Source organism: Caulifigura coniformis (assembly GCF_007745175.1).
GTDB lineage: Bacteria > Planctomycetota > Planctomycetia > Planctomycetales > Planctomycetaceae > Caulifigura > Caulifigura coniformis.
In genome coordinates this window covers 1,446,154-1,467,445 of sequence record NZ_CP036271.1, presented here as the reverse complement: position 1 = coordinate 1,467,445, position 21,292 = coordinate 1,446,154, and the positions used below count along the sequence as shown (strand labels likewise).

Below are 21,292 nucleotides of genomic sequence, written 5' to 3'. Positions count from 1 at the left end.
AGTTCGAGGCGAAATTAGACGCCCCGCGCCGAGTCGAAACAAGACGTCGATCGTCGCCCTCATCGTTTTTTTACGGCTTTCGCCCCTGCCATTCGGCAGTGGGCTGCTTCGGCGACGACTGCCGGAGCTTTGTCTGCTGATTGCGGTCACTGATGTTTCCCGATCTTCGTTCGCTCAACCCTCCACAACGCGAAGCCGTCCAGCATCTGCATGGCCCGATGCTCGTCCTGGCCGGCGCGGGGACGGGCAAGACCCGCGTGATCACCATCCGCATGGCGCAGCTCATCGCCAGCGGAGTCGCTCCGGACCGCATCCTCTCAGTGACCTTCACCAACAAGGCTGCGAAGGAAATGGGGGAACGGACTCGACAGATCCTGGGCGGAGGAAAGCTCAAGGCCCGTCCGTGGATCTCGACTTTTCATGCACTTTGCGTGCAGATTCTGCGGTCGGATATCGAGCGTCTGGGCTATCCCAGGAAATTCACGATCCTCGACCGGGGCGATCAGGAGTCGATCGCCCGGGGAACGCTGCGCGATATCCGCGTCACGGAAAAGTCGCTCAAGCCGGGGGACATGCTGTCGATCATCAGCGGATGGAAGTCGGCCGGACTTCCTCCCGGCGAAGCCGCCGCGGCCGCGGCCGACGACAAGCAGTACCTCGCCGCGATGGCGTACCGGAAATACCAGCAGAAGCTCAAGGCGACCGGCTCGGTCGATTTCGACGACCTGCTGCTGCTCACGGCGGAGCTGTTCGAAGAACATCCCGACATTCTCGACAAGCATCAGCAGCGGTTTTCGCATGTCCAGATCGACGAGTACCAGGACACCAACGGCATCCAGTTCCGGCTGATCGAAGCGCTCGTCGCTAAGCACAAGAACCTGTGCGTGGTGGGCGACGACGACCAGTCGATTTACGGCTGGCGCGGGGCGGATGTGGCGCACATCCTGAATTTTGGCCGCTATTTCCCCGGCGCGAAGATTGTCCGCCTGGAGGACAACTACCGATGCACCGACCACATCCTCGAGTGCGCGAACCGGCTCGTGCGTCACAACCGCGGCCGGCATGGGAAGGTGCTCCGGGCGAGCAAAAAATCGGCCCATGAAGTCCGCTTCGTGAAGTATGACGACGAGAACCTGGAAGCGGAGAAGACCGTCTTCGAGATCCGGTTCTACATCCAGAAGAAGGGGATTCCGGCCCGCGACTTCGCGATCCTGTTTCGCACCAACGAGCAGCCCCGCATATTCGAATCGGAACTCCGCCGCCAGGGAATTCCGTACACGCTGATCGGCAGCCAGTCGTTCTTCGATCGCAAAGAGATCAAGGATCTGATGTGCTACCTCAAGGCGATCGACCGGCCGACCGACGAGGCCTCGCTGCTCCGGATCATCAACGTCCCTCCCCGTGGCATCGGCGACTCCACGAGCAGCAAGATTCTCGAGAAGGCGACCCGCGACGGGCGCGATTTCTGGGTCGTCGCCAGGGAGACGGCTGCCCAGGGAGAGGTCTCGAAGAAGGCCGCGGCGGCGCTGGACGAGTTTCATCGGCTGCTGCAGACGTACACCCGGCGTTTCGAGGAGAACGCGCGGCAGATGGACGTCATTGTCCGCGAGCTGATCGAAGCGATTCACTACGACCGCGAGATCGAAAAGCAGTATCCCGATCCGCAGGCCCAGCTGATGCGGCAGGGCTTCGTCGACGAATTCGTCGATGCGGTGGCCGGCTATCTTGAGAAATCGTCCGATCCCACGCTGACCGACTTCCTCGACGGCTGCGCCCTCAACGGTCGCGACGACGAACCCGACAAGGAAAAGCAGGCCGCCGAAGACGCCGTGAAATTGATGACTCTGCACTCCGCCAAAGGGCTGGAGTTTCCGCGGGTGTATATGGTCGGCATGGAGGAGAACATCCTCCCGCACAAGCGGTCGGTCGACGCGGACACGGCCCAGGCGATCGAAGAAGAGCGTCGCCTGTGCTATGTCGGAATCACCCGCGCGCAGGAATTCCTGACGATGAGTCGAGCCGAGTCCCGCATCAAGTGGGGCAGCCGTCGGCCGACCGTGCCTTCCCGCTTTCTCCGCGAGATGCGCAGCGACGAAGCGCTCGAAGCGGAAGAGGCCGAGGAAGCCGGAGAGAACGAGTGAACGCTACGTTGGCCCGGGCAGACGATGCTCGTTGCCAACGATGATTCTCGAATAACCGCGGCTGGAGATGCGTTGTTTGAGGTCGCGGGGGCGATCCAGGAGAGGACTGAGCAGAGGGTTCAAGGCGTCGTGGCAGGCTTCGTGAGGCGTGCCTCGTCGCCTGGCGCGTCCTTCAATGCAGTCGCGGAGATCGTTCCGAGTTCCAGCAGCAGCGGCTCGATGAGATCGAGGTACTCGTCTTCGGCGAGGCTCGACTTTTTCCCGCGGACGTCGGCCAGTTGACGTTCGAGTTCATCGCGCCGCGCCCTTTGCTCGGGCGACAGCCTGGCTTCGGCCTCGCTTCGCACGAGAACGAATGTCTGCGCCAGCCGGCCGTCGGGCGGCGTCCCATCTTTGGCCGTCTTCACTGCCCGCGTTCCCTTGAACCAGTCAGGGGGCGTTCCCAGCTTGTCCCCGTTGTCATCGACGAGGGAGTGCTCCGTCGCCAGTCGCGATTCCGCCGCATAGAACTCCTGCACGCGGTTCGACGCCAGGAGAAACGCCTCCAGCAGCGATGTCTGGCCGTCCTTGTCGAGGTCGCCGTCGGGGTCGTTGATCGACGCGGACAGGAAGTCCCCCAGCCGCGCCAGGTTGTACTCATGACCGCTGCGCGTGGCCGTGATGATGACGCGGTTGCGTCCCGAAAGCTCGGCCAGGAACGGCGCGCTGGAGGACGAGCAGTCGGCGATGGCAAGAGGCCGGGCGACCGGCTTGACGATCTCGGCCAGTTCGCCGCTCGAGAGATCCGGGCCGCGCAGGTTGAAGCGGGCCAACTTGCCGTCGAACGTCCCGTGTCCGATCAGGATCAGCCACAGCGGCTCGGGCGAGGCGGCGCCGTGACGCGCGAGCAACCCTTTCAGGCGGTCCCGATCACTCACGCCCGATTCCGGATCGAGCCCGACGACGTGGAACTCCGCCTGGCCTTTCTCGGCCGCGGCGCGCCAGCGTCCGGCCCACGTTCGGAACGGCTCACGAAACTCCTCGGAGCCTTCTGCCCCGACGGCGACAATCACCGTCTGCTTCGGCGCCGCCTCGGCGGCGTTTGAGGCCGCCATGCCGGGCGACAGCAGGAACGCGCACGTCGCCATTCTGGCCGCGAGGTTGCCGATCAGCGTCATGGCAATCCCTTCCAGCGCCTGAGCAGCCATTCTCCCGCCAGGCAGAACATCACGAAGGTAAACACGCCCGACTGATGCCAGAATGGGTAGGTCCATGACTCGGTGACCGGGATCTTCCGGTTGGGCAATGTCGACACGAACCGGTCGAGCCGGTCGAGTTCGACCATTTCCCCGCCCGATTCGGTCGCGAGGGTCTCCAGGAACGCCTTGTTCGCGGCGAGCGATTTGAACTCTTCGGTCTCCGGTTGGACGGTCCAGCCCATTTCCCGCCGTCCGATCTCGCTGCCGTCTTCCGCTTTCGCGACCACCGTGGCCCGATAGGCACCGGCGGATCGCGGGATGAACGTCGTCAGGTATTCGCCGGCCGTCTTTCCACTGCTCTCGGTCGTCAGTTCGACGTCTTTCCCGTCGGGCGTCCTGACCGTTGCAGTGACAGTTGCGTTGTCCTGGGGCTCGAACGCCTTGTCTCGCACTTTCGTGGCAAGCTCGATGCCCGGCGCGGATCCGGTCGCGGTTCGCCGGACAGTGACGTCGACCGACCGTGGCACATCAGAAACCAGCCATCGCACCGTCTGCCGCCACGACTTCTCCAGGTCGCTGACTGCTCCTTCCGGACGCTTGAGATGCCAGCGCCACAGGTCGCCCACGAGCAGGGCCGCGCTCCGTCCCAGGCCGAACTGCTGGACGACGAGAGCGGGATGGACGTGTCCCTCCACCGATTCCACCTGGGCCAGCACCGACGCGCCGGGCTTGATGGAGTTGATGGAGTTGAGCGATTTGAAGGCCGGCATTCCGGCGAGACGCGTCTCCTCCTCGGGCTCAGTCGAGCGGACGCGGACCCATGGCTGCAGCCAGCCTTCGCGAGTCAGCTTGAGGCGGACGTCTTCCGTGGCCGCGGGTCCGCCGCGATCGAGATAAACGGGCAGCATTTCCCCCACCGTCGTCCACTGCCAGTTTCCTTCCGCGAACGACGCACTGCCTCCGAGCATCAGCAGTCCGCCACCCCGCTGACTGACGAATTTCTGCAGCAGCGACAGCTGGTCCTGCGAGAAGAATGCCGATTCGATGTCATCGAGGACAACCGCGTGGTAGCGATAGAGCTCTTCGGCCGATTTCGGGAAGCCCCCCGTCAGTTCGCCCTGTTCGTCGGTGACGCGCATCAGCACCGGCTGGTCGTATTCCTCGAGACTCTCATCTCCCTTGTTGCCAAAGCCGCGGAACAGCGGATTGGTCCGCTCGCCCGCCCGTCCCAGGAACGTGAACTTCGGCTCCTTTTTGGCGATTCGCACGAGGCCGACGAGATTCACTTCGTCATCGTCCTCGATCGACCGCCGAAGGAATTTGAACTCCCAGTTCGGCCGGCCGCAGACATACAGCACGCGGTAGGGGCCTCCTCCGCGATCGACCATCGCCAGTCGCGAGTTGTTCGCCAGCGTAGCCTCGGCCGATTGGGGAGCGTCCGGAGTTCCAGCCTGCTCTTCACCTTCCAGCCCGACTTTAACGGTGTAGAACACGACGCCGACTTTGTCCGGCTTGATGAGGAATCGTTCGGCGAGCGTCTTTCCAGGTTCGGTTTTGACGGTGCGGCGTTCGACTTCCTTGCCATCTTCGCCCAGAACCCGCACCAGGAGTTTGCGATCGCCGACGGCCCGGGCTTCGATCTCGGCGTGGATCGTCACCGGTGCCGCGTCGAAATTCGTCTGGCTGACCTGGACGCGCGTGAGCGACACGTCGGGAAGCTCATCCTCGGAGCCCAGCATCACCGGATAAACGGGCGGGAGCGTTTTGGCATCGAGTGGATTCGATTCCAGGTCGGTCGCATTGCCGTCCGTCAGCAACAGGATGCCCGCGACGGGCAGATCGCGGAAACGCTCCCGCAGTGCGGTCAGCGAGCCGGAGATCGCGGATGCCTCGCCGTCGAACGGAATCTCCTTGAAGCTGCTGACGGGATGGAGCGTGGAATCGACGGTGTAACGGCGGAGTTCGAAATCCTGCTCGAGCCGAGTTGACCATTCCTGGCCATCCTTCAGTTTCGCGGACAGTTGCTCGCCGCGGGTCTGCCCGGGAGTGCCCGCCAGTTGCAGGCTGCGACTGTTGTCGGCGACGACCAGGAACAGGTTGCTCCCCGGACGGGGGCGTGTTCCAGTGACGAGCGGCTCGACGAGGCAGGTGGCCAGCGCCAGGATGGCCGCGGCTTTGAGTGCCAGGGCGATCCAGCGGGCGATGCTCACCGAAAGCGTGCCGCGATAGCTCCACCAAATCGCGACGAGCGCCACGACTGACAGACCGACTGCCCAGGGCCACCACGCCCTGCCTGCGAAGATGATGTCCGCCAGCATCATCGGCCGGTCCCCAGCCTTTCGTAGTACGCCCGCGTCTTCTCGGCGTACTCGGGCGGAACAGGATCGCGGTCGAGCGGAACCACGGCCTGCCTGGACGCTCGTCGGACGACTTCGTCGGCCACGCGGTCGCGGAGGCTGAGAAGCGGTTCAGCCACCTGCCGTCGAATCACATCCCACTTTGGTTGTTCGGAATGTCGCCTCACATCGCTGCGGATGCCGCGGGCCCGCTCCCGGATCCGGGCTGCTTCAGCGCGCAGCTCGGGATCGCTGACCATTTCTTCGACGTCGCGAAGCCGATCCGACCATTCACGGAAGTCGTCGCCGGTGATGGGAGAACGCCTGGGGCGGGCTGGTTCCGGATTGAACTCGCCGCCGCCGGAGGTGAAGCCGCCCCCATTGGGATCGCCGTCGAGTCGACGGGGGCCGCGGGGCTGACGATCGCCCCCGTCAGGGCCGCGCTGGCCGTCCCGGGGCTCACCTCGTTCAGGCTGGCCCTCCTGATCTTGCCCTGGCCCCTGGCCTGGCTGCGGCAGTCCCCCCTGCCACTGTCCGGGCTGCGGTGATGCACCCTGACCGCCGCCGGGACGCTGGCTCTGACCACTCGGCGAGCCTTGCTGGCCCGGTTGCTCACCTGGCTGCTGGCCGGGTTGCTCGCCCATCGGTTGCATCGGAGTCGAAGGCGACATCGGAGAATCGGCCTGTTGTTCGCCTTCGCCCGGCAGCTGGCCCTGTTGTGGACGTCCTCGCCCCTGTCGCCCCTCCTGCGTCGATTGTTCGGCGGACTGCGACGGCGCGCGGCCGCCTGGCTGTTGGGGTCGTTGGCCGTCCTGGTTCGGCTGCTCGCCGGGGCGACCTTGCGATGCCTGGTTCGGCTGGCCTTCGCCCGGCATGGGCTGGCCGTCGCGCGGCGGTTGGGCGGCAGGGTTGTTAAAACCCGGAATCGAAGGAACTGTTGGCGATTCTCCCGCTCGTTGCGTTCCCTGCTCGCCCGGCCGTGCGGCCCGTCCCTCGGCCCCCTGGGGATTCTGCCCCGGTCGTTCCCCCTGGTTTTGCGGCTCACCGTTCGGATCGTTGCGGGCGATTTCGTCATTCAGCTCCTGGGCCAGCCGTTGGAGTTCCTCGCGGGCCCGACGCAAGGCTTCCGTGTCGTCGCCCAGCACGGCCTCCGCAGCCGACTTCATGTTCTCGTTGAGCTTTTCGATCCCCTGAGAGGCAACCCGTTCCAGCTGCTTCGCGTCATCGCTGAAGCCACGCCGCAATGACTGCTCAGTCCCTGCCAGGGCCTGTTCGACGTTCTGGTCCTGCAGGTCGCGGACGGCGTCATACAGACGCTTCGTCAGCAGCGGCTCATCTTGTTCGGCTTCTTCGATCGTCTTGCGCATCCGCTCCTGCAGCGTCGACAATCGCTGTCGCTGCCGCGCCAGTTCCTCGGCTGTCTGGTCCTTGTTCTCGTTGTCGGCCAGTGACTTCGGTCCGGCCTCTTGCTCCGGATCGGGTTCGCTCCCCATCTGCCGGGCGATTTCTTTCTGCTTCTGATCCAGCTCATTGGCCGCGTCGGAGAGTTGACGCACGTCTTCCGCGAAGCGGTTCGACGATCGCCTTCGGAACTCTTCCCGCAGATCTTCGAACTCCTGTTCGGCGCGGGTTCCGCTGGCCGCGGCCTGACCGGCCATCTCCTGCTCGATGGCTTCCGAGGCTCGCTGTGCCTGGTCGCGCGCCTGCTCGAGTTGCTGACGCTGCTCGGCCATTCGCTCCTGGTTCTCGGGCTGCTCCATGCGGGAAGCCAGCTCGTCCGCATCCTGGACGACCTGTCGCTGTTCTTCCTGCAGACGCTTCAACTGCCGTCGCAGTTCTTCCTTTTCATTCTCCGACTTCGCCTCTTCGAGGGCGGCCTGCAGTTCCTTCAGTCGCTCGTTGAGGTCGTGCTGGCGGCGGGCCAGTTCGCGCAGGCGGTTCAGGGCCTGCCGGTCTTCCCGCTGTTCGGCCGTCTCCTGCTGGTTCTCGCTGGCCGTTCGCTGCGACTCATAAGGGTTGTCCTGCTTCTTGAGATCGAGCTGCCGCATCTGCTGGCGCTGCTGCTGCGACCGTGATTGGGACCGTGAGGAGGACTGACTTTGCTGCTGCTGGGTGACCTGGTGTTCCCGGGCCCGCAGCTTGAGGAGGTTCTGGTAGGCCGATTGAGCGGCCGCGAGCGCCGGCTTCAGCGGCGCCGGATCGGAGGTCTCCTTCGCGGTCGTCAGCTGATTGGCGACTTCTTCCATCTGCTGGACTGCGCCCTCGGCGAACGCCATCGACTTCGGATCGGTGACCTTCTCACCGAGCGCCGCGGCCTTCTCGAGTGCCGACAGCTGCCCGGCACGCACGCCTTCCACATCGTCCGGAAATTTCTCCGTCAGTTTTCCTGGATGTTCACGACGGACCAGCTTCCACGTCGCGTTGATGACTTCTTTCTGCAGCTGCGCGAGCTGTTCGGCCGACTGTTCGTTCTGCCCTTGTCCCTGTTGCTGCTGTTGTTGTTGCTGGCCGCGGGCCTGGGCTTCTCCTTCGCGGAAGATCTCCTCGAACTTGCGGACCTCCGCGAAGTACATGTCGCCTTCCACGCGGCGGACCTGCCCTGAGGAATCGAGGTCCTCGGCCCACCAGTGATAGCTCAGGAGGTCGTCTGGAGCGGCGCCCAGCGTTTCGAGTTCCACACGGTGCGCCAGTTCGTTCTTGTGCCGCGCCTTTCCATGCTCTCCGAGCACCAGTTCGACCGGCTCCTTCCCAGCCAGCGAATAGCTGATTCCAAACTTCTCGACCCCGAAGTCGTCCCAGGCCGTGGCCGCGAGGTCCATTTCCTCAAGCGGCGACACCTCCATGTCTCTTCCCGGGAAGACCGGCTTCAGCACGACCGGGTTGTTCGGAACGACGTTGACCGTGAAGTTCCACGAGACCTTGTTCTTCCGCCCCTTGTCGTCGACGAGGTTCAGCGCCAGCTTGCGCGAGCGGTCGGCCAGAATCGTCGTCCGCATCGCGGGTTTGTCTCCGGAGACCGGCTGCAGTTCGAACGCGGGGGTCTCGCCTTCCAGCAGCACGGCCGAAGCGACTGCCTTATTCAGATGGCACGTCAGATGGATGGTCGTCCCTTCGACGACTGTCACGGTGCGAACATCCTGCACCAACTTCGGTTCGAGTTTCGTGAAGGCCGGATAGACGAGCTCGGCATCAGCCTTTTCGACACGCGGATACTCAAACACGTCGACATGGAACGGCCCCTTCAGCATGCCGCCCGTTTCCACGCGATAGTCGAGCGGCTCACGGATATCGGGAATGCGCGTTCCGAACAGCGGATCTTCCAGACTGCGATTCATCGCGAGCGTGGCCGGTTCTTTTCCGGACTGCTGGACCGTCAACGCCGCTTCCGGCGGAACGGGGCCGGTGATGCGGGCGAGCACGAGCAGGCTCGAGCCTCGCTCGACCTCCGTATTCCCCGGTTCGATCCTCACGCCGAACTGGCCGGTGACCTGGAGATCGGGACGACCTGCCTTGCCGACCGATGCTTGTGCCTGTTGCGGTCCGGCCGAAGTTCCCAGGGCGATGATGGCCGCGACCAGCATGGCGAGCGAACAGGCCGACGAGGCCATGGCCCAGGCGATCCGCCGCCGGGGAACGACGTCGGCCCAGGGCCTGGCTCGCGCGTGATCGAGCGCCTCGTGAATGACATGCGACTGCAGATACCCGAAGCGGCCGCTAGAAGGTTCCGACTCCTGTTCGATCGCGGCGAGCAGGCAGCTTTTCAGTTCGGGGTATTTCTGCTCGACCTGCCTCGCGATCCACAGGTGATTGCGGGCGACGACGAGCGACCGCCAGACCATGATGCCAGCCAGCAGGAACCCGACGGCCGCGAGCAGCGGCGCCCCGGCGCGAACGGAGACCTGCATCATTGGGCTCAGCACCCAGGCGATGCCGCCTGCAGCGGCCGCCGCCAGCCAGGCAATCGCCAGGCCCCGCCACAGCCGAAGGCGGCGGTAGCGGGAGGCGACCTGGGCCAGTTCATCGTGCAAGCGCCGGTGCATCATGTCCCCACCTCGACGGCCGCGAGTGGAGCCTGCGAACGCACGCCGCCCCACCAGGTTTCCACGATCAGCACTCCCAGCAACAGAATGATCCCCCACCGCCATAGCTTCTGTCGAGCTTCAAGTTCGACGTCGCGCTGCTGGCGAATCGCTTCCGCCCGCTCGAGACGCGTCTTCTCGACGCCCATCCTTACTCCCAGCTGTCCCAACTGGGCGACGTCCATTGGAGCCGTGTTGCTTTCACTCGCGGCCATGTTCACCGCGAACGGAAGCTCCTCGACGCCATACACCAGGCGGTAGATTCCCGGTTGCGAAGTCTCGCGGAACTCTGTCGCCCCGTCCGCAAGGTCAGTCCGCTTTCCTTCCGGCGCGATCACGGCCACGGCCTTTGAGCCGCGCCACTCGGTGAGCGGAACCGGCTCGTTGATCGCCACGCCCGCCAGGTTCCCGGAACGTCCGTAGGCCAGGTCCATCAGGGCTCCAACCAGCGGCACGAACTTACTCGAGAGCGCAAGCTGGCTGTCATCCGGCCTCCATGACGCCGCGAGAAAAATCTGCCGTCCTTTTCCGAGGCGGCGCTCCATGACCGCCGGGCTTCCGTCATCAAAGCGGGCGATGACCGTGGGGCCGTCGCCTGACTCGACCTCCACCGCCCACCGCGTCCAGAAGTGGATCTTGGTGAAATCGCTGTAGCGCGGATTCGCGAACGCCGTGAACAGCGGATGGGTGAAATCGATCTGGCCGAGCAGTGAGAACTGTCCCTCCCGGCGTGGGGCCTGAGTCTCCTGAAGCGAGACGCCCTTCCAGCCTGCGAGCGCCGCCTCGGCCTGTTCCCTCGTCGCCGGCGCGAATAGCACGACTCCGCCCGCCTCGACATGAGCATGAAACGGCGATTCGAGGTCTTTCGGCAGGGCGCCGTTCACCACCACCAGTCGCGCCTCGCTGTCCGCCAGGTCGGTCGCCGCGGAAACCCGGGTGATCGTCACTTCCCGCAGCGGGTCGCCGGCGATCGCCAGTTCGAGGTAGTAGCGCTGCCCGTTAGCGTCCGCCACGTCGTCGTCCCCGACGTACAGAAGTGCGAGCTTTTCTTTGCGGGGGGGCGCGACGTACCAGGTGTTATCGAATTGCTGGTCGTCTCCTTCAAGGACAACCCGATCGGCCGTGACGCTCGCTTCGGGGCGGGGAAGTTTCACGACGCGGCTTTGCCCCGGAGGCACGTAGGCGCTGGCGAAGACGCTGTTCGCGCTCACGCCCGGGGCATCCCACCGCACCTTGAACTCTTCCTTCGTCGAATCGGCCGACGACGCAATGCGCACCCGCGGATCGGCGGCCGGCCCGTTGTCGACGGATTCCAGAAGCGTCACCTGGGCGTTCGTTGTCTCCTTGAGCAACACGGGCAGCACGCTGACCCGGACCCGCGGCGGCCACTCGAATGCCTGCAGTGCCTCGATCCGGTTTCCCTGTTGGGCGTCGGTGATCACGATGATCTCGGGATCCGCGGCCGACTGGTCGACGTCGGTGGACGAGTCAAGTTCTCCGGCGACCATCACGAGGGCGCCCCCCAGGTCGCCGGCGGTCCAGTCAGGTACGACCTCCGGCAGACGGCTCTTCACCACGGCCGATTTGTCGGAGCCGGCGGAGGCTTCGATCTCGGAAGGCCCAATCAAACGGCGGCAGCGGTCTCCGAAGACGTACAGCGACAATTCATCGTCCGGCCCGAGGTCGTCGAGCACATTCTCCACAGCGCGCCTGGCGTGGAGCATCAGATCACCCCGTCGCATGCTGGCGCTGGTGTCGACCAGCAGCGCCAGCCGGCGCCCGGGAACGGCGTCGAATGGCAGCGTGGCCGATTCCCGCAGGAACGGACGCCCGAACGCGAAGGCGAGCAGGGCCAGCGCCGCCAGCCTGAGTAGCAGGAGGAGCAGCTGATCCAGCCGGCTTCGTCGCGTCAGGATCGGCGGCGTCGGCTGCAGGAACATCAGCGAGCTGAAGTCCTGTCGTCCTTTCGGCGTGCGCCGCACCAGGTGAAACAGGATCGGGAGCGCAAGCGCTGTGAGACCGAGCAGGTAGAGGGGCGAGAGCAGGCCCATCAACGCCCCCCCCGTGCGCCGGTGGAGGATGCCCGTCGCGTCGTCCGGCCTCCCCGCATTCGGGCGCTCAGCAGATCGAACAGAGATCGTTCGACCGGTTCGTCCGTCCGGAGGGTGTACAGCGTGATCCCCTGACGGTCGCAGGCCTGCTGGAGGTCAGCCTGGTGCGCCCGGAATTTCTCCTGGTAGGTCGCCCGGGCCGATTGTGGATCGACGTACAGCTCACGCCCGGACTCCAGGTCGTGGAACATGGCGGGCTGATCGAACGGGAAATCGAGTTCTGCCGGATCGAGTATTCTCAGGATTGCGACTTCGTGTCCGCGCGAGCGGACATAACCCAGGTTGCGCTCGAGATCGGCGACCGGCGCCAGCATGTCCGAGAGCAGGACGACCAGGCCCCGTTTCGACGCCATCTGGGCGACCTGGTCGAGCGGGGCGATCAGGTCCGTTCCCGTGCCGGCGGTCGATCTCTCCAGGCACATCATCAGCCGGTGCAGATGTCCGGGGCGGAACCGCGCGGGAAGATATTCCTTGAGCGTCTGGTCAAAGGTAATCAGTCCCGTGGCATCCCGCTGCAGCGAGAGGAAATAGGCCAGCGTGGCTGCGACGGTCTTGGCGTATTCCGCCTTGTTGTACGCCAGCGAGCCGAACCCCATCGACCGGCTGAGATCCACCAGCATCCACGCCCGCAGGTTCGTTTCATCTTCGAATCGCTTGATGTACTCCCGGTCGCTCCGCGCAAATCTCCTCCAGTCGAGGTACCGCAGGTCGTCTCCCGGAACGTACTGCCGATACTCGGTGAACTCGACGGAGAACCCGTGGTAGGGGCTCCGGTGCAGGCCGCTCATGAACCCTTCGACGACTGACTTCGCCCGCAACTCCAGGTTGCGGATGCGCATCAGCGCGGCGGGATCGATGAAGGCGGGGCGTGCGCTCATTCCACCCTCTCCCACGCCCTGATCGTGGAGCGGGAGTGATTCAGGCCCGAAGCGACATGTGCGCCGTAGTGTCCCCTCATCCGGCCTGTCGACCACCTTCTCCCCGCAGCAGCTCGCGAGACGAAGGGGTGGCCCGTTGCGGGGAGAAGGACTTGGGGAGACATCGTCTTACTGTCCCTTCCCGGGCACTGGCACGGTTTCCAGAACGCGGCTGATGACGTTGTCCACCGTCACTCCTTCGGCTTCGGCCCGGTAGCTGACGAGCACGCGATGCCTGAGCGCGGGATGAACGAGTCGCTGGATGTCTTCGGCGGCCACATGCGTCCGCCCCTGCAGGAGCGCCCGCGCTTTCGCTCCCAGCACGATGTACTGCGCGGCGCGCGTTCCGGCGCCCCAACTCACCCACTCATTCACGAATGCCGGTGATGACGACCGGCCCGGTCGGGTCGCCGAGGAAATACGGACGGCGTAGCGGATCAGGTCTTCGGCGATCGGAGTTCGTTGCACGATCTCGTGAAATCGCTGCACGTCCTCGCCCGTGAACAGCGGTTCGATCTTCTCCGGCCTGCGCGACGTCGTCTGCTTCACGACCGCGACTTCGTCGTCTTCCGGCAGGTAGTCGATCAACACGTTGAACATGAACCGGTCGAGCTGGGCCTCGGGGAGCGGATAGGTACCTTCCATCTCGATCGGGTTCTGTGTCGCCAGGACGAAGAACGGTTCTTCCAGAGGGTACGACTTGCCCGACACCGTCACCTGGTGTTCCTGCATCGCTTCCAGCAAAGCGGCTTGTGTCTTTGGCGGCGTGCGGTTGATTTCGTCGGCCAGGATCACGTTGCCGAAGATCGGCCCTTGGACGAACTGCATCTGCCGGCGGCCCCCTTCGCCGTGGTCGAGGATTTCCGTTCCGGTGATGTCCGCCGGCATCAGGTCTGGCGTGAACTGGATTCGCTGGAACTTCAGATGGAAGATCTGCGCGATCGATCGCACGAGCAGCGTCTTTGCGAGTCCGGGAGCGCCGGTGATGAGGCAGTGCCCACCGGCGAACAGGCTGATCAGAAGCTGCTCGACCACGTCGGACTGGCCGACAATTGCTTTGGAAAGCTCGGCGTCAATCTTCGCCCGGCCCGCCCGGAGCATTTCCACCGCCTGCTTCTCAGATTCATAATCCATAAGGCCTCAGGTTCAGCGTCCGGCGTTCAGGTTCTTCTTGTTACTCTCAACCACCCGCTGTTTCAGTGCGTCATCGCGTAGGTCACGATGTTGATCCCCAGCGGATACGACCACTTCTCCGCCATCTCCTTGAAGTATTCCGGGCTCTCTCCTTCACGCTCCCAGCCGTCGCCAAGATCGGTGTTGTGGCAGATGATCGCCATCATCCGTCCCTTGTCGTCGAAGATCCCCTTGTAGTGCACTTCCTCGCTGTCCCAGCCGCGCTCGGACGTGAAGCCCCGTTCCCACGCGTGGATGCTGGGGACCTGCGGCTTCTTCGAGAGGTCGTACACGCAGTGGAAGATTTCGTGCTCGAGCGGCAGCTCGACCGGTTCGCGGTCAGGGAACACCCGCTTGATCTGCGAGTAGAACTGCTCCCATTCGTCCGTTCCCCAGAAATCGTCGACCATCAGGAATCCGCCGTTCAGCAGATACCTGCGCAGGCCGTTTACCTCCTCCTCGCTGAGCACCATGCTCCCCGGCTCGATCATGTACAGCCACGGATAGTCGAACAGCTTTTCGTCGGTGAGGTCGAGGATCACGCCGTTCGGATCAGTTTCCAGCGCCGTCAGCTGGTGCAGCCTGTAGGAGAAGTTCAGGTCGCTGTCGGGATAGTCGGTCCGCCACTTGCCCCGGTCGTATCCGTCCCCCCATCCACCGCGGCCGCCATACGAACTGAATCGGACGCGTGCGAACGTGAACACGTCGTGCTTGAACCGTTCGGAGGTCTCCCAGGTCGGGACGCCATTCCGCGGATCGCTCTCGTATCCGCGCCGGCCCCGTCCCCATTGCGCCACGGCCGCAGCGCTCCCCATCAACACGATCGCTCCCAGTGCCAGCAAGACCCGGCGACTGCGTGCAGGGGAGTTCCGGGTGGACGAATTCATGACGCTCTCCTCATCGTCAGCGGAGTCGCCACCGGGGGAGGAGGGGGAGCATCCTCCGCCGGCGTGGACCTCAGTCTTTCGACGATCGAACGCAATCGCTCGTGGGCCGCAGCGAATCGCGGCGTCTCTTCCAGCGCCAGTAGGGCATGCCGGCGCGCTGCGGCCAGGTCGCCCTGCCGTTCCCGCACGGTCGCCAGCTGCAGGTGCAGTCCGGCCGGGTCGATCGGGTCGAGCGCCAGCAGCGATTCGTAGCTGCCGATCGCCAGTTTCGTATCGCCCAGCTTCTCGGCCACGTCGGCCGCCAGCCGATGCACTCCGGGCTGCAGAGGGTTCACGGCCAGCCAGCGGTTCGCCATGTCTCCCATCGTTTTCCAGTCCTCGGACTGTGCTGCAAGCCGGGCCAGCCGCGCGAAGGCGTCGAGATCGTCGTTGGTGAGCTCCACCAGACGCTTCAACACCGCGAACTCCTCGGAGTTCCGACCCTGCTCGTGATAAACGGTCGCCAGCTGCGAATAGACGCGCACGTCCTCCGGGTAGAGCGACCGCATTTTCTCGAGCGTCGCGATCGCGGCGTCCCAGGATTTCGTCGCCATCTGGACCTGGGCCAGACGCGACAGCCCCGTGTAGTTGGACGGGTGATCCTTCAACCACGTCTTGATCGTGGCCTCATCGGCCCGGCGGGGAAGCTCGGGCTCTGACCAGTCCGCCATCGGACCCAGTTCGCCAGCCCGCTTCCGTGCAAACTCCGCAAACTCGCGGTCCAGTTTCTCCAGCCCCGCGCACCGCCGTTCCAGCGCATCGTTGATTGCCAGTCCCTGGCCCAGGTCGTCCAGAATTGCGACCAGGGCCTCGTGACCATACGCGGCCACGAGATGCTCCACGGCCAGTGCCGATTCGTAATACGCGAACTGCAGGTGCAGCGGAGACTGCGCATGCAGGAACGCTCCGCTCAGCTGGCTGAGCGGAGTGAAGTCGTCTCCAAGAAGCATCTGCCGGTATTGCGGCGTCAGCGCCTGTCCCCATGTACGGTTTTCGACGCCTTCCTCATAGACGGAGATCCCTTCGCTGAGCCACCGCGGCATCTTGTTGCGTGTCTTCGAGAGCGTCACGACGTGACAGAACTCATGCCATAAGGTCGCTTCCCAGCAGGAGGGATTCTCCCCCTGCGAAGCCGGGCTGTTCGCCGTGATCACCGTTCCGAAGCAGACACCCAGGAAGCCCGCCCCTCCCGGCAGCCCGAACGTGCGGATCGCAAAGTCCGACTGCCGGGGAAACATTTCGATCACGATCGGCTGCCGCAGCTCGACGTGGTATTTCGCAGCCAGGGTTTCCTTTGCCCGCTTCACCAGGTCCAGCACTCGCGGACCGTAGATCTCCGCTTCGCGCGCCTCCATCCGGAGAAGAAAGCCGTCCTCTTCCAGCGTGCGGAATCTGGCCAGGTTCTGTTCGAGGGCGACGAGGTTGTGCGCAACGACGTTGTACTCGTCATCGTCGGACGCGGCCCTGGCCAGCTTCCAGCCTTCCTCCTCCTGGCCGAGGCGCAGAAGGTCTTGCGCGAGTTGCAGACGCGCCGCGTTGAACGTTGGATCCAGTTCCAGGGCCCGCCGCTGACAGGCCGCGGCCTCCGCGAACCGGTATTTGTGCGACAGCTTTCGCCCGATCAGGTGATCCACCTGCGGATTCTCTGTCCACGTGCTGAGCGCGAGCTGTCGAGCCCGGCGTTCGGTGTCGGCTTCGTTGCGCAGATGAGCGATCACCGCACGGTAGGCCGCCGCAAGCGGATGTTTTGCGTTGATTGACTCGACGCGCGCAAGCGCCTCACCCGCTTCGACGTAGCGCTCGGCGTCGATGTGCCCGTCCGCGATCATCAGGAGGGCGGGGACGTGGTTCGGGTTGAGTTCCAGCGTCGCTTTCAATTCGTTCGACGCCCGGTCTCCTTCACTCTCGGCATACGCCCGCGCCAGCCCGAAATGGACGTCGGGATTCGCCTCGTCCATCTTGAGCGCCTGCTCGAAATGTTTCGCCGCGAGGGCGAAATCCTGCTTCTCGAGCGCCAGATCACCGCAGGCGATGACCGGCTCGACCGCGCTGGGCACCCGCTTCTTGAGAATGTTGTAAATGCCGTCGAGCACCTTCTTCGGGTCGACTCTCTGCGACAGGAAGAACTCGCCGAGCACGAGCTGACTCTGCAGGTCGCCATACCGCCAGGCCACCTGCTGCAGCAGGGCCCCGATCTCGGATTCCATCAGCCGTGCGCGATCCGACCTGCCGTTGAATCGATAGACGCTCCGCCCCAGCCATCTCAACCGGACGCTCATCGGCAACGCCCGGAGTCCGCTCTCCAGCGTCGTCAGCGCCTCGGCATAGCGGCCGAGTTCCATCTCCGTCCGGATCTTGATCGCCCAGACGTCTTCATCGGCCGGCCGGTCCTGGGAAACTTTGACCGCTGTTTCGGCGCACTTCTGGTAGTCCCCGGCGCGGTACAGCTTCTGAAGGTCGCGATAGTCTTCGGCGAAAGAATGGTCAGGGACGAGGAAGCAACTCGATCCCAGCGCCAGGAGGAAGAACCAGGCACTTGCCGAGACCCGCCGCAGATCCAGCCGCCACATAGGCCGAGGCTCGCTAGGTCAGTCCGGCGATCTGTTCCCCCGGCCGTGCGACACCGCACACAGCAGCAGTCCGCCTTTCGATCTTTGATCCTAGCGTTCGCCGTCCGTAGAGCAACCTGCAACAGAAAAGCACCCCGGCCGCCTGAGGGCGGCCGGGGTGCGTGTAAGCGCGTTTTCAGGTTGGGCGATCAGTTCCCGGCCATCGGCTCTTTCTTCTCCGTGATCACCGGGCACTGCGGCGCCATCTCGGCGTTCAGTTCCTTGAAGGGCTTCCACTCCTCGGGAAGGTTGTCTTCATGGAAGATCGCAGCCACCGGGCATTCCGGCACGCAGGCTTCGCAGTCGATGCACTCATCCGGGTGGATGTAGAGGATGGCTTCACCCTCGTAGAAGCATTCCACCGGGCAGACGACGACGCAATCTGTGTATTTGCAATTAAAGCAGGGTTCAGCGACGACGTGTGCCATTGTGTTTCCTCGAGTCGAAGCGTCCAGATTCCTCGAAAACGACTATCGGCCGGAACCGTATCCTGCTCGACCAAATCCGGCGACCGGCCTCCCATTTTCCGGGTCCTGGTCGCCAACCACTTCCACAGCGAACCACGTGTCGGCCGCAGCAGTGCGAAAAATGCTAGCGCTGCCTGTAACAGGGTGTCAAGGAGCGTTCGTCGCGTTGCCGCAACTGAGAACAGATGTCAGTCGGTGACTTTCGAGGCCCACTCGCTGTTTCGCTCAACTCCGGCTCGTCGTTCGGTCGCCACCAGGCGCAGTTCCTGCTTGAATGAGAACACCGACCGAACGGCCATTCATTCCCAGGAGGGGTCCTATGTGGCGCGATGTTCTCAGGCCATCCCTGATACTGCTCTGCGGCCTGGCCACGAACTTCGCGGCCGTGCACGCGGGCGACTGGCCGCAGATCCTCGGCCCGAACAGGACGGGGGCGGCCATCGACGAAAAACTGGCCGATGCCTGGCCGGCCGCGGGACCTGTCGTCACCTGGGAGAAAGAAGTTGGTCCGGGCTACGCCGGGCTGGCTGTCGTGGGTCCCCGAGCGTACCTGTTCCATCGTCAGGGCGATTTCGATGTTCTCGAGGCCCTGGATTCGACGACCGGGAAGACGATCTGGAAACAGGCCGATCCGACCTCCTTCACCCCTGGCGTGGGATCGGGTGACGGCCCCCTCTGCGTCCCGACCGTCGCCGACGGGCACGTGGTGACGTTCAGCCCGCAAGGGCTACTGATCGTTCGTAACGCGGTCACCGGCCAACTCGTCTGGAAACACGCCACGCATCAGGAGTTCGGCGGTCAGGAAGGCTATTTCGGGGCCGGGAACTCGCCGCTGGTGGCCGGGCAGGTCGTCATTGTGAACGTCGGCGGGGCGAAGTCCGGAGCCGGGGTTGTCGGGTTCGACCTCAAGGCCGGCACCCCCCTCTGGAAACAGGTTGCCGATCAGGCCAGCTACTCCGCTCCCATTCTCATCCGTGATGGAGACCGCGACCTCGCCATCGTCATCACCCGGCTCAAATGTGTGGCTCTCGAGCCCGCAACCGGAGCTCTGGTCTGGGAAGTTCCGTTCGGCCAGCGCGGCCCGACGGTGAACGGCGCACTCCCGTCACGGGTCGAGGGGCGGTTGTTCCTGACTGCCAGCTATGGGATTGGTGGCGTGCTCCTCGACCTCAAGCCCCACGCCGCCGAAATCGTGTGGGAGGATACCGACACGCTCGCCAGCCAGTATGCCACGCCTGTCGAAGCCGACGGTCTGCTGTATGGCTTCCATGGACGTGATGACGTTCCTCCGGCTGAGTTCCGCTGCATTGATCCGCTCGCCGCTTCGCTGGAAAAGCGAGTTCTCTGGTCCGTTCCCGATTTCGGCTACGGAACGCCCATCAAGGCCGACGGCAAGCTGATTCTCGCCAAGACGGATGGGGAACTGATCCTGGCGGATGTGAACCGCGAGAAATTCACCCCGAGATCACGCTTCAGGGCGTTCAACGGCATCATCCGAGCCTTGCCTGCGCTTTCGGCCGGAGGCCTCTTCGTCCGCGATGAACAGACCCTCAAACGCTTCGACATCGGCAAGCACTGAGCCGCAGCACCGCGATTGCTACCGCCGCCGCAGATCAGCGGCGTGCTGCACCATTTCCCGTTCCAGGGCCGCCAGATCGTCGCCGAAAACGCTCCGGAACTCCGCCAGGCGTTCCTCCGGCGTCTGGAAAATCAGTGGCGGTTTGGCGCGCAGCACCCCGAGGTATTCGGCCCACTTCGCACGTTTCTTCGTGGCCAGGAAGTGGACCAGCACCCAACTCTCTGCGTACGCCCCGGTCATCTGCTCGGGGGCGCGGAATCGCTCTTCCCCCTCGATCAGCGAGATGAATGAGTTGGTCGGCCGCTTCGTGAGCGAGCCGCGAAATTCCTCCAGTCGCCAGACACTGACTTTGCCCGCTGTGGTCCAGCGCGTTCCGGCCCCCAGGTCCGGTGTCTCGAAATACATCGCCAGTCCTTCGCTGGCCCACATCGGGTTGTCCGCGTAACGCGTTTGCAGTCCCGAGTTGAACGACAGTTGGTGGACCGCCTCGTGGACCACCGTCGCCACGCTCCCCGGCGACTTCGACAGCCGCCGCGTGATCTCCTCACGCTGCGTCGCTTCTCCCAATGGCCGCCCACCCAGGTCGGCCGTCAGATCGTACAGCACGATTCGATTCGTACGTGCCGAGTAATAGCCGGCGGTTTCTGCGGCGGCCGAGGCCCCGTCCCGCACGGCATACTCGCGAAACTGCCCCTTGTTCTGCAGGATCAGGACCGGCAGGTGCGGGGCGCCTGGCTCGAGCTCAATGCCTTCGCGGTCCCAGTAGGCCAGGAAACCGTTCCTCAACCGCTCAAGCAGCGATCCGCACCAATTGGCGTAGGCTCGGCTCGCTCGTGACACGATCACGTAATGTTTCGTCTCGACGATGACCGCAGGCCCGCCCGCGGCCGCTTTCAGATTCTCAGCCAGGTCCTTTGTCCCGGCCCTCAGGAAGGCCGCGTCTCCCGCCATTCGAGACACGATCTCCCTGGACTCAAGCGTCCAATACTGGCCGACTGCGTCTTCGAGAAGCACGCCCCCCTGCTGGTCCTCGACGACCACGCGTCCTGCAAGCTTTTCGGGCCGGCCCTCCACTGGAGTCAGGGTGACCACGACCGTCGGAGATGCGGTCTGGCCTGCGACGGGGCCGCACATCACCAGCAGGGGCAGAATGCCCGGCAGGATGAATCTCAGGCCGAGATGAGCCCACGATCCCTGCCCGACATCTCGATCTGGCACGCGCGGGGAGCGCGCAATGGCCCGGTCGGTAGCGTCCTCCTGGGCCCAATCCGGCCTCACGCGGATGCCACCCAGCGCAATCGACGCAGTTGTTCCCGGGCGCGGCTCAGCATCGGGCCGACTGAGTTCTCCTCGACTCCCAGTTCGCGTCCGATGTCGCGGTACGTCTTTCCTTCGAGGTGGTATTTCCGCAGCGCCTCCGCGTCACGCGGGGGGAGCTGGTGCATCAGGTGGGCCAGCTCTTCGATTTCCTCTCCCTCTGCGTCGTTGGGCTCCAGGGCGGCTTGATGGGCGTTGACATGCCCCATTGCCTCCGCCTTCCTGCGCTTGATCAGTTCCCGCACCGTTACACGGCGGGCGACGACGGAAAGGTATGTGGCCAAAGAACTTTGGCCGCGAAAGTTCCGCAGAACTGCGAAGTCGTTGGCCAGAATGGCGTAAAAGATCTCACCACACAGGTCATCCACGTCATCGCCGGTCAGCCGGATGCTTCGAGAATGGGCCGTGTGCTGGATGACATGCACGAACAGCCCGATAAAGCGATCGACGAAATCCTGC

13 protein-coding genes (1 of these 13 cut by a window edge) are annotated in these 21,292 nt (G+C 64.2%); 2 read left to right on the top strand and 11 right to left on the bottom strand.

Features of this window, described 5'->3' with window-relative positions; all coding sequences use genetic code 11:
- Nucleotides 1-152: 152 nt before the first annotated feature.
- Nucleotides 153-2,141, top strand: coding sequence for an ATP-dependent helicase (locus Pan44_RS05820; RefSeq protein WP_145028169.1), 1,989 nt, complete (start codon nt 153-155; stop codon nt 2,139-2,141).
- A 119-nt stretch (nt 2,142-2,260) separates the two neighbouring features.
- On the opposite strand, the gene Pan44_RS05815 is transcribed toward Pan44_RS05820, so the two are convergent.
- The 9 genes from Pan44_RS05815 to Pan44_RS05775 form a co-directional block, all read right to left on the bottom strand.
- Nucleotides 2,261-3,298 carry a hypothetical protein gene (locus Pan44_RS05815; protein WP_145028167.1) on the bottom strand — a complete coding sequence of 346 codons (1,038 nt, stop codon included), beginning with the start codon at nt 3,296-3,298 and terminating at the stop codon, nt 2,261-2,263.
- Nucleotides 3,295-5,640, bottom strand: a complete 2,346-nt coding sequence (locus tag Pan44_RS05810; RefSeq protein ID WP_145028165.1) for a glutamine amidotransferase — start codon at nt 5,638-5,640, stop codon at nt 3,295-3,297. The genes Pan44_RS05815 and Pan44_RS05810 overlap by 4 nt, the downstream gene beginning before the upstream one ends.
- The gene (locus tag Pan44_RS05805) at nt 5,637-9,698 is read right to left on the bottom strand and encodes a hypothetical protein (RefSeq protein WP_145028163.1); all 4,062 of its coding nucleotides are present in this window, start codon (nt 9,696-9,698) and stop codon (nt 5,637-5,639) included. The genes Pan44_RS05810 and Pan44_RS05805 overlap by 4 nt, the downstream gene beginning before the upstream one ends.
- On the bottom strand, nt 9,695-11,785 hold the full coding sequence (locus Pan44_RS05800) for a BatA domain-containing protein (RefSeq protein WP_145028161.1): 2,091 nt from the start codon (nt 11,783-11,785) through the stop codon (nt 9,695-9,697). Before Pan44_RS05800 ends, Pan44_RS05805 begins: the two co-directional genes overlap by 4 nt.
- Complete coding sequence (locus tag Pan44_RS05795; protein WP_145028159.1) at nt 11,785-12,723, bottom strand: DUF58 domain-containing protein; 939 nt, start codon at nt 12,721-12,723, stop codon at nt 11,785-11,787. Before Pan44_RS05795 ends, Pan44_RS05800 begins: the two co-directional genes overlap by 1 nt.
- A 168-nt stretch (nt 12,724-12,891) precedes the next feature.
- Nucleotides 12,892-13,896: an AAA family ATPase gene (locus Pan44_RS05790; RefSeq protein WP_145028157.1), complete on the bottom strand. Its 1,005-nt coding sequence runs from the start codon at nt 13,894-13,896 to the stop codon at nt 12,892-12,894.
- A 62-nt stretch (nt 13,897-13,958) separates the two neighbouring features.
- A complete protein-coding gene (locus Pan44_RS05785) occupies nt 13,959-14,822 on the bottom strand; it encodes a DUF4159 domain-containing protein (RefSeq protein WP_145028156.1) in 864 nt (287 codons plus the stop codon).
- Nucleotides 14,819-17,431 (bottom strand): tetratricopeptide repeat protein, encoded by a 2,613-nt coding sequence (locus tag Pan44_RS05780; protein WP_145028154.1) that lies wholly within the window; start codon nt 17,429-17,431, stop codon nt 14,819-14,821. The genes Pan44_RS05785 and Pan44_RS05780 overlap by 4 nt, the downstream gene beginning before the upstream one ends.
- 188 nt (nt 17,432-17,619) lie before the next feature.
- Nucleotides 17,620-17,898, bottom strand: a complete 279-nt coding sequence (locus Pan44_RS05775) for a ferredoxin family protein (RefSeq protein ID WP_145028152.1) — start codon at nt 17,896-17,898, stop codon at nt 17,620-17,622.
- 358 nt (nt 17,899-18,256) lie between these two features.
- On the opposite strand from Pan44_RS05775, the gene Pan44_RS05770 reads away from it, so the two are divergent.
- Entirely contained in the window at nt 18,257-19,516 is a 1,260-nt protein-coding gene (locus Pan44_RS05770; RefSeq protein WP_197453890.1) for a PQQ-binding-like beta-propeller repeat protein, read from the top strand.
- Between the two features lie 18 nt (nt 19,517-19,534).
- On the opposite strand, the gene Pan44_RS05765 is transcribed toward Pan44_RS05770, so the two are convergent.
- A complete protein-coding gene (locus Pan44_RS05765; protein ID WP_145028148.1) occupies nt 19,535-20,734 on the bottom strand; it encodes a DUF1570 domain-containing protein in 1,200 nt (399 codons plus the stop codon).
- A 56-nt stretch (nt 20,735-20,790) separates the two neighbouring features.
- Nucleotides 20,791-21,292, bottom strand: partial view of an RNA polymerase sigma factor gene (locus Pan44_RS05760; RefSeq protein ID WP_145028146.1) — the 3' portion only. The gene runs 65 nt beyond the window's last position; only the last 502 of its 567 coding nucleotides appear in the window; the start codon falls outside the window, past its right edge — the gene reads right to left on this strand; it ends in the stop codon at nt 20,791-20,793.

Coding starts and splice junctions, on each gene's coding strand:
- Pan44_RS05820 (WP_145028169.1), top strand. CDS start 153: ATGTTTCCCGATCTTCGTTCGCTCAACCCTCCACAACGCGAAGCCGTC.
- Pan44_RS05815 (WP_145028167.1), bottom strand. CDS start 3,298: ATGACGCTGATCGGCAACCTCGCGGCCAGAATGGCGACGTGCGCGTTC.
- Pan44_RS05810 (WP_145028165.1), bottom strand. CDS start 5,640: ATGATGCTGGCGGACATCATCTTCGCAGGCAGGGCGTGGTGGCCCTGG.
- Pan44_RS05805 (WP_145028163.1), bottom strand. CDS start 9,698: ATGATGCACCGGCGCTTGCACGATGAACTGGCCCAGGTCGCCTCCCGC.
- Pan44_RS05800 (WP_145028161.1), bottom strand. CDS start 11,785: ATGGGCCTGCTCTCGCCCCTCTACCTGCTCGGTCTCACAGCGCTTGCG.
- Pan44_RS05795 (WP_145028159.1), bottom strand. CDS start 12,723: ATGAGCGCACGCCCCGCCTTCATCGATCCCGCCGCGCTGATGCGCATC.
- Pan44_RS05790 (WP_145028157.1), bottom strand. CDS start 13,896: ATGGATTATGAATCTGAGAAGCAGGCGGTGGAAATGCTCCGGGCGGGC.
- Pan44_RS05785 (WP_145028156.1), bottom strand. CDS start 14,822: ATGAATTCGTCCACCCGGAACTCCCCTGCACGCAGTCGCCGGGTCTTG.
- Pan44_RS05780 (WP_145028154.1), bottom strand. CDS start 17,431: ATGTGGCGGCTGGATCTGCGGCGGGTCTCGGCAAGTGCCTGGTTCTTC.
- Pan44_RS05775 (WP_145028152.1), bottom strand. CDS start 17,898: ATGGCACACGTCGTCGCTGAACCCTGCTTTAATTGCAAATACACAGAT.
- Pan44_RS05770 (WP_197453890.1), top strand. CDS start 18,257: ATGTGGCGCGATGTTCTCAGGCCATCCCTGATACTGCTCTGCGGCCTG.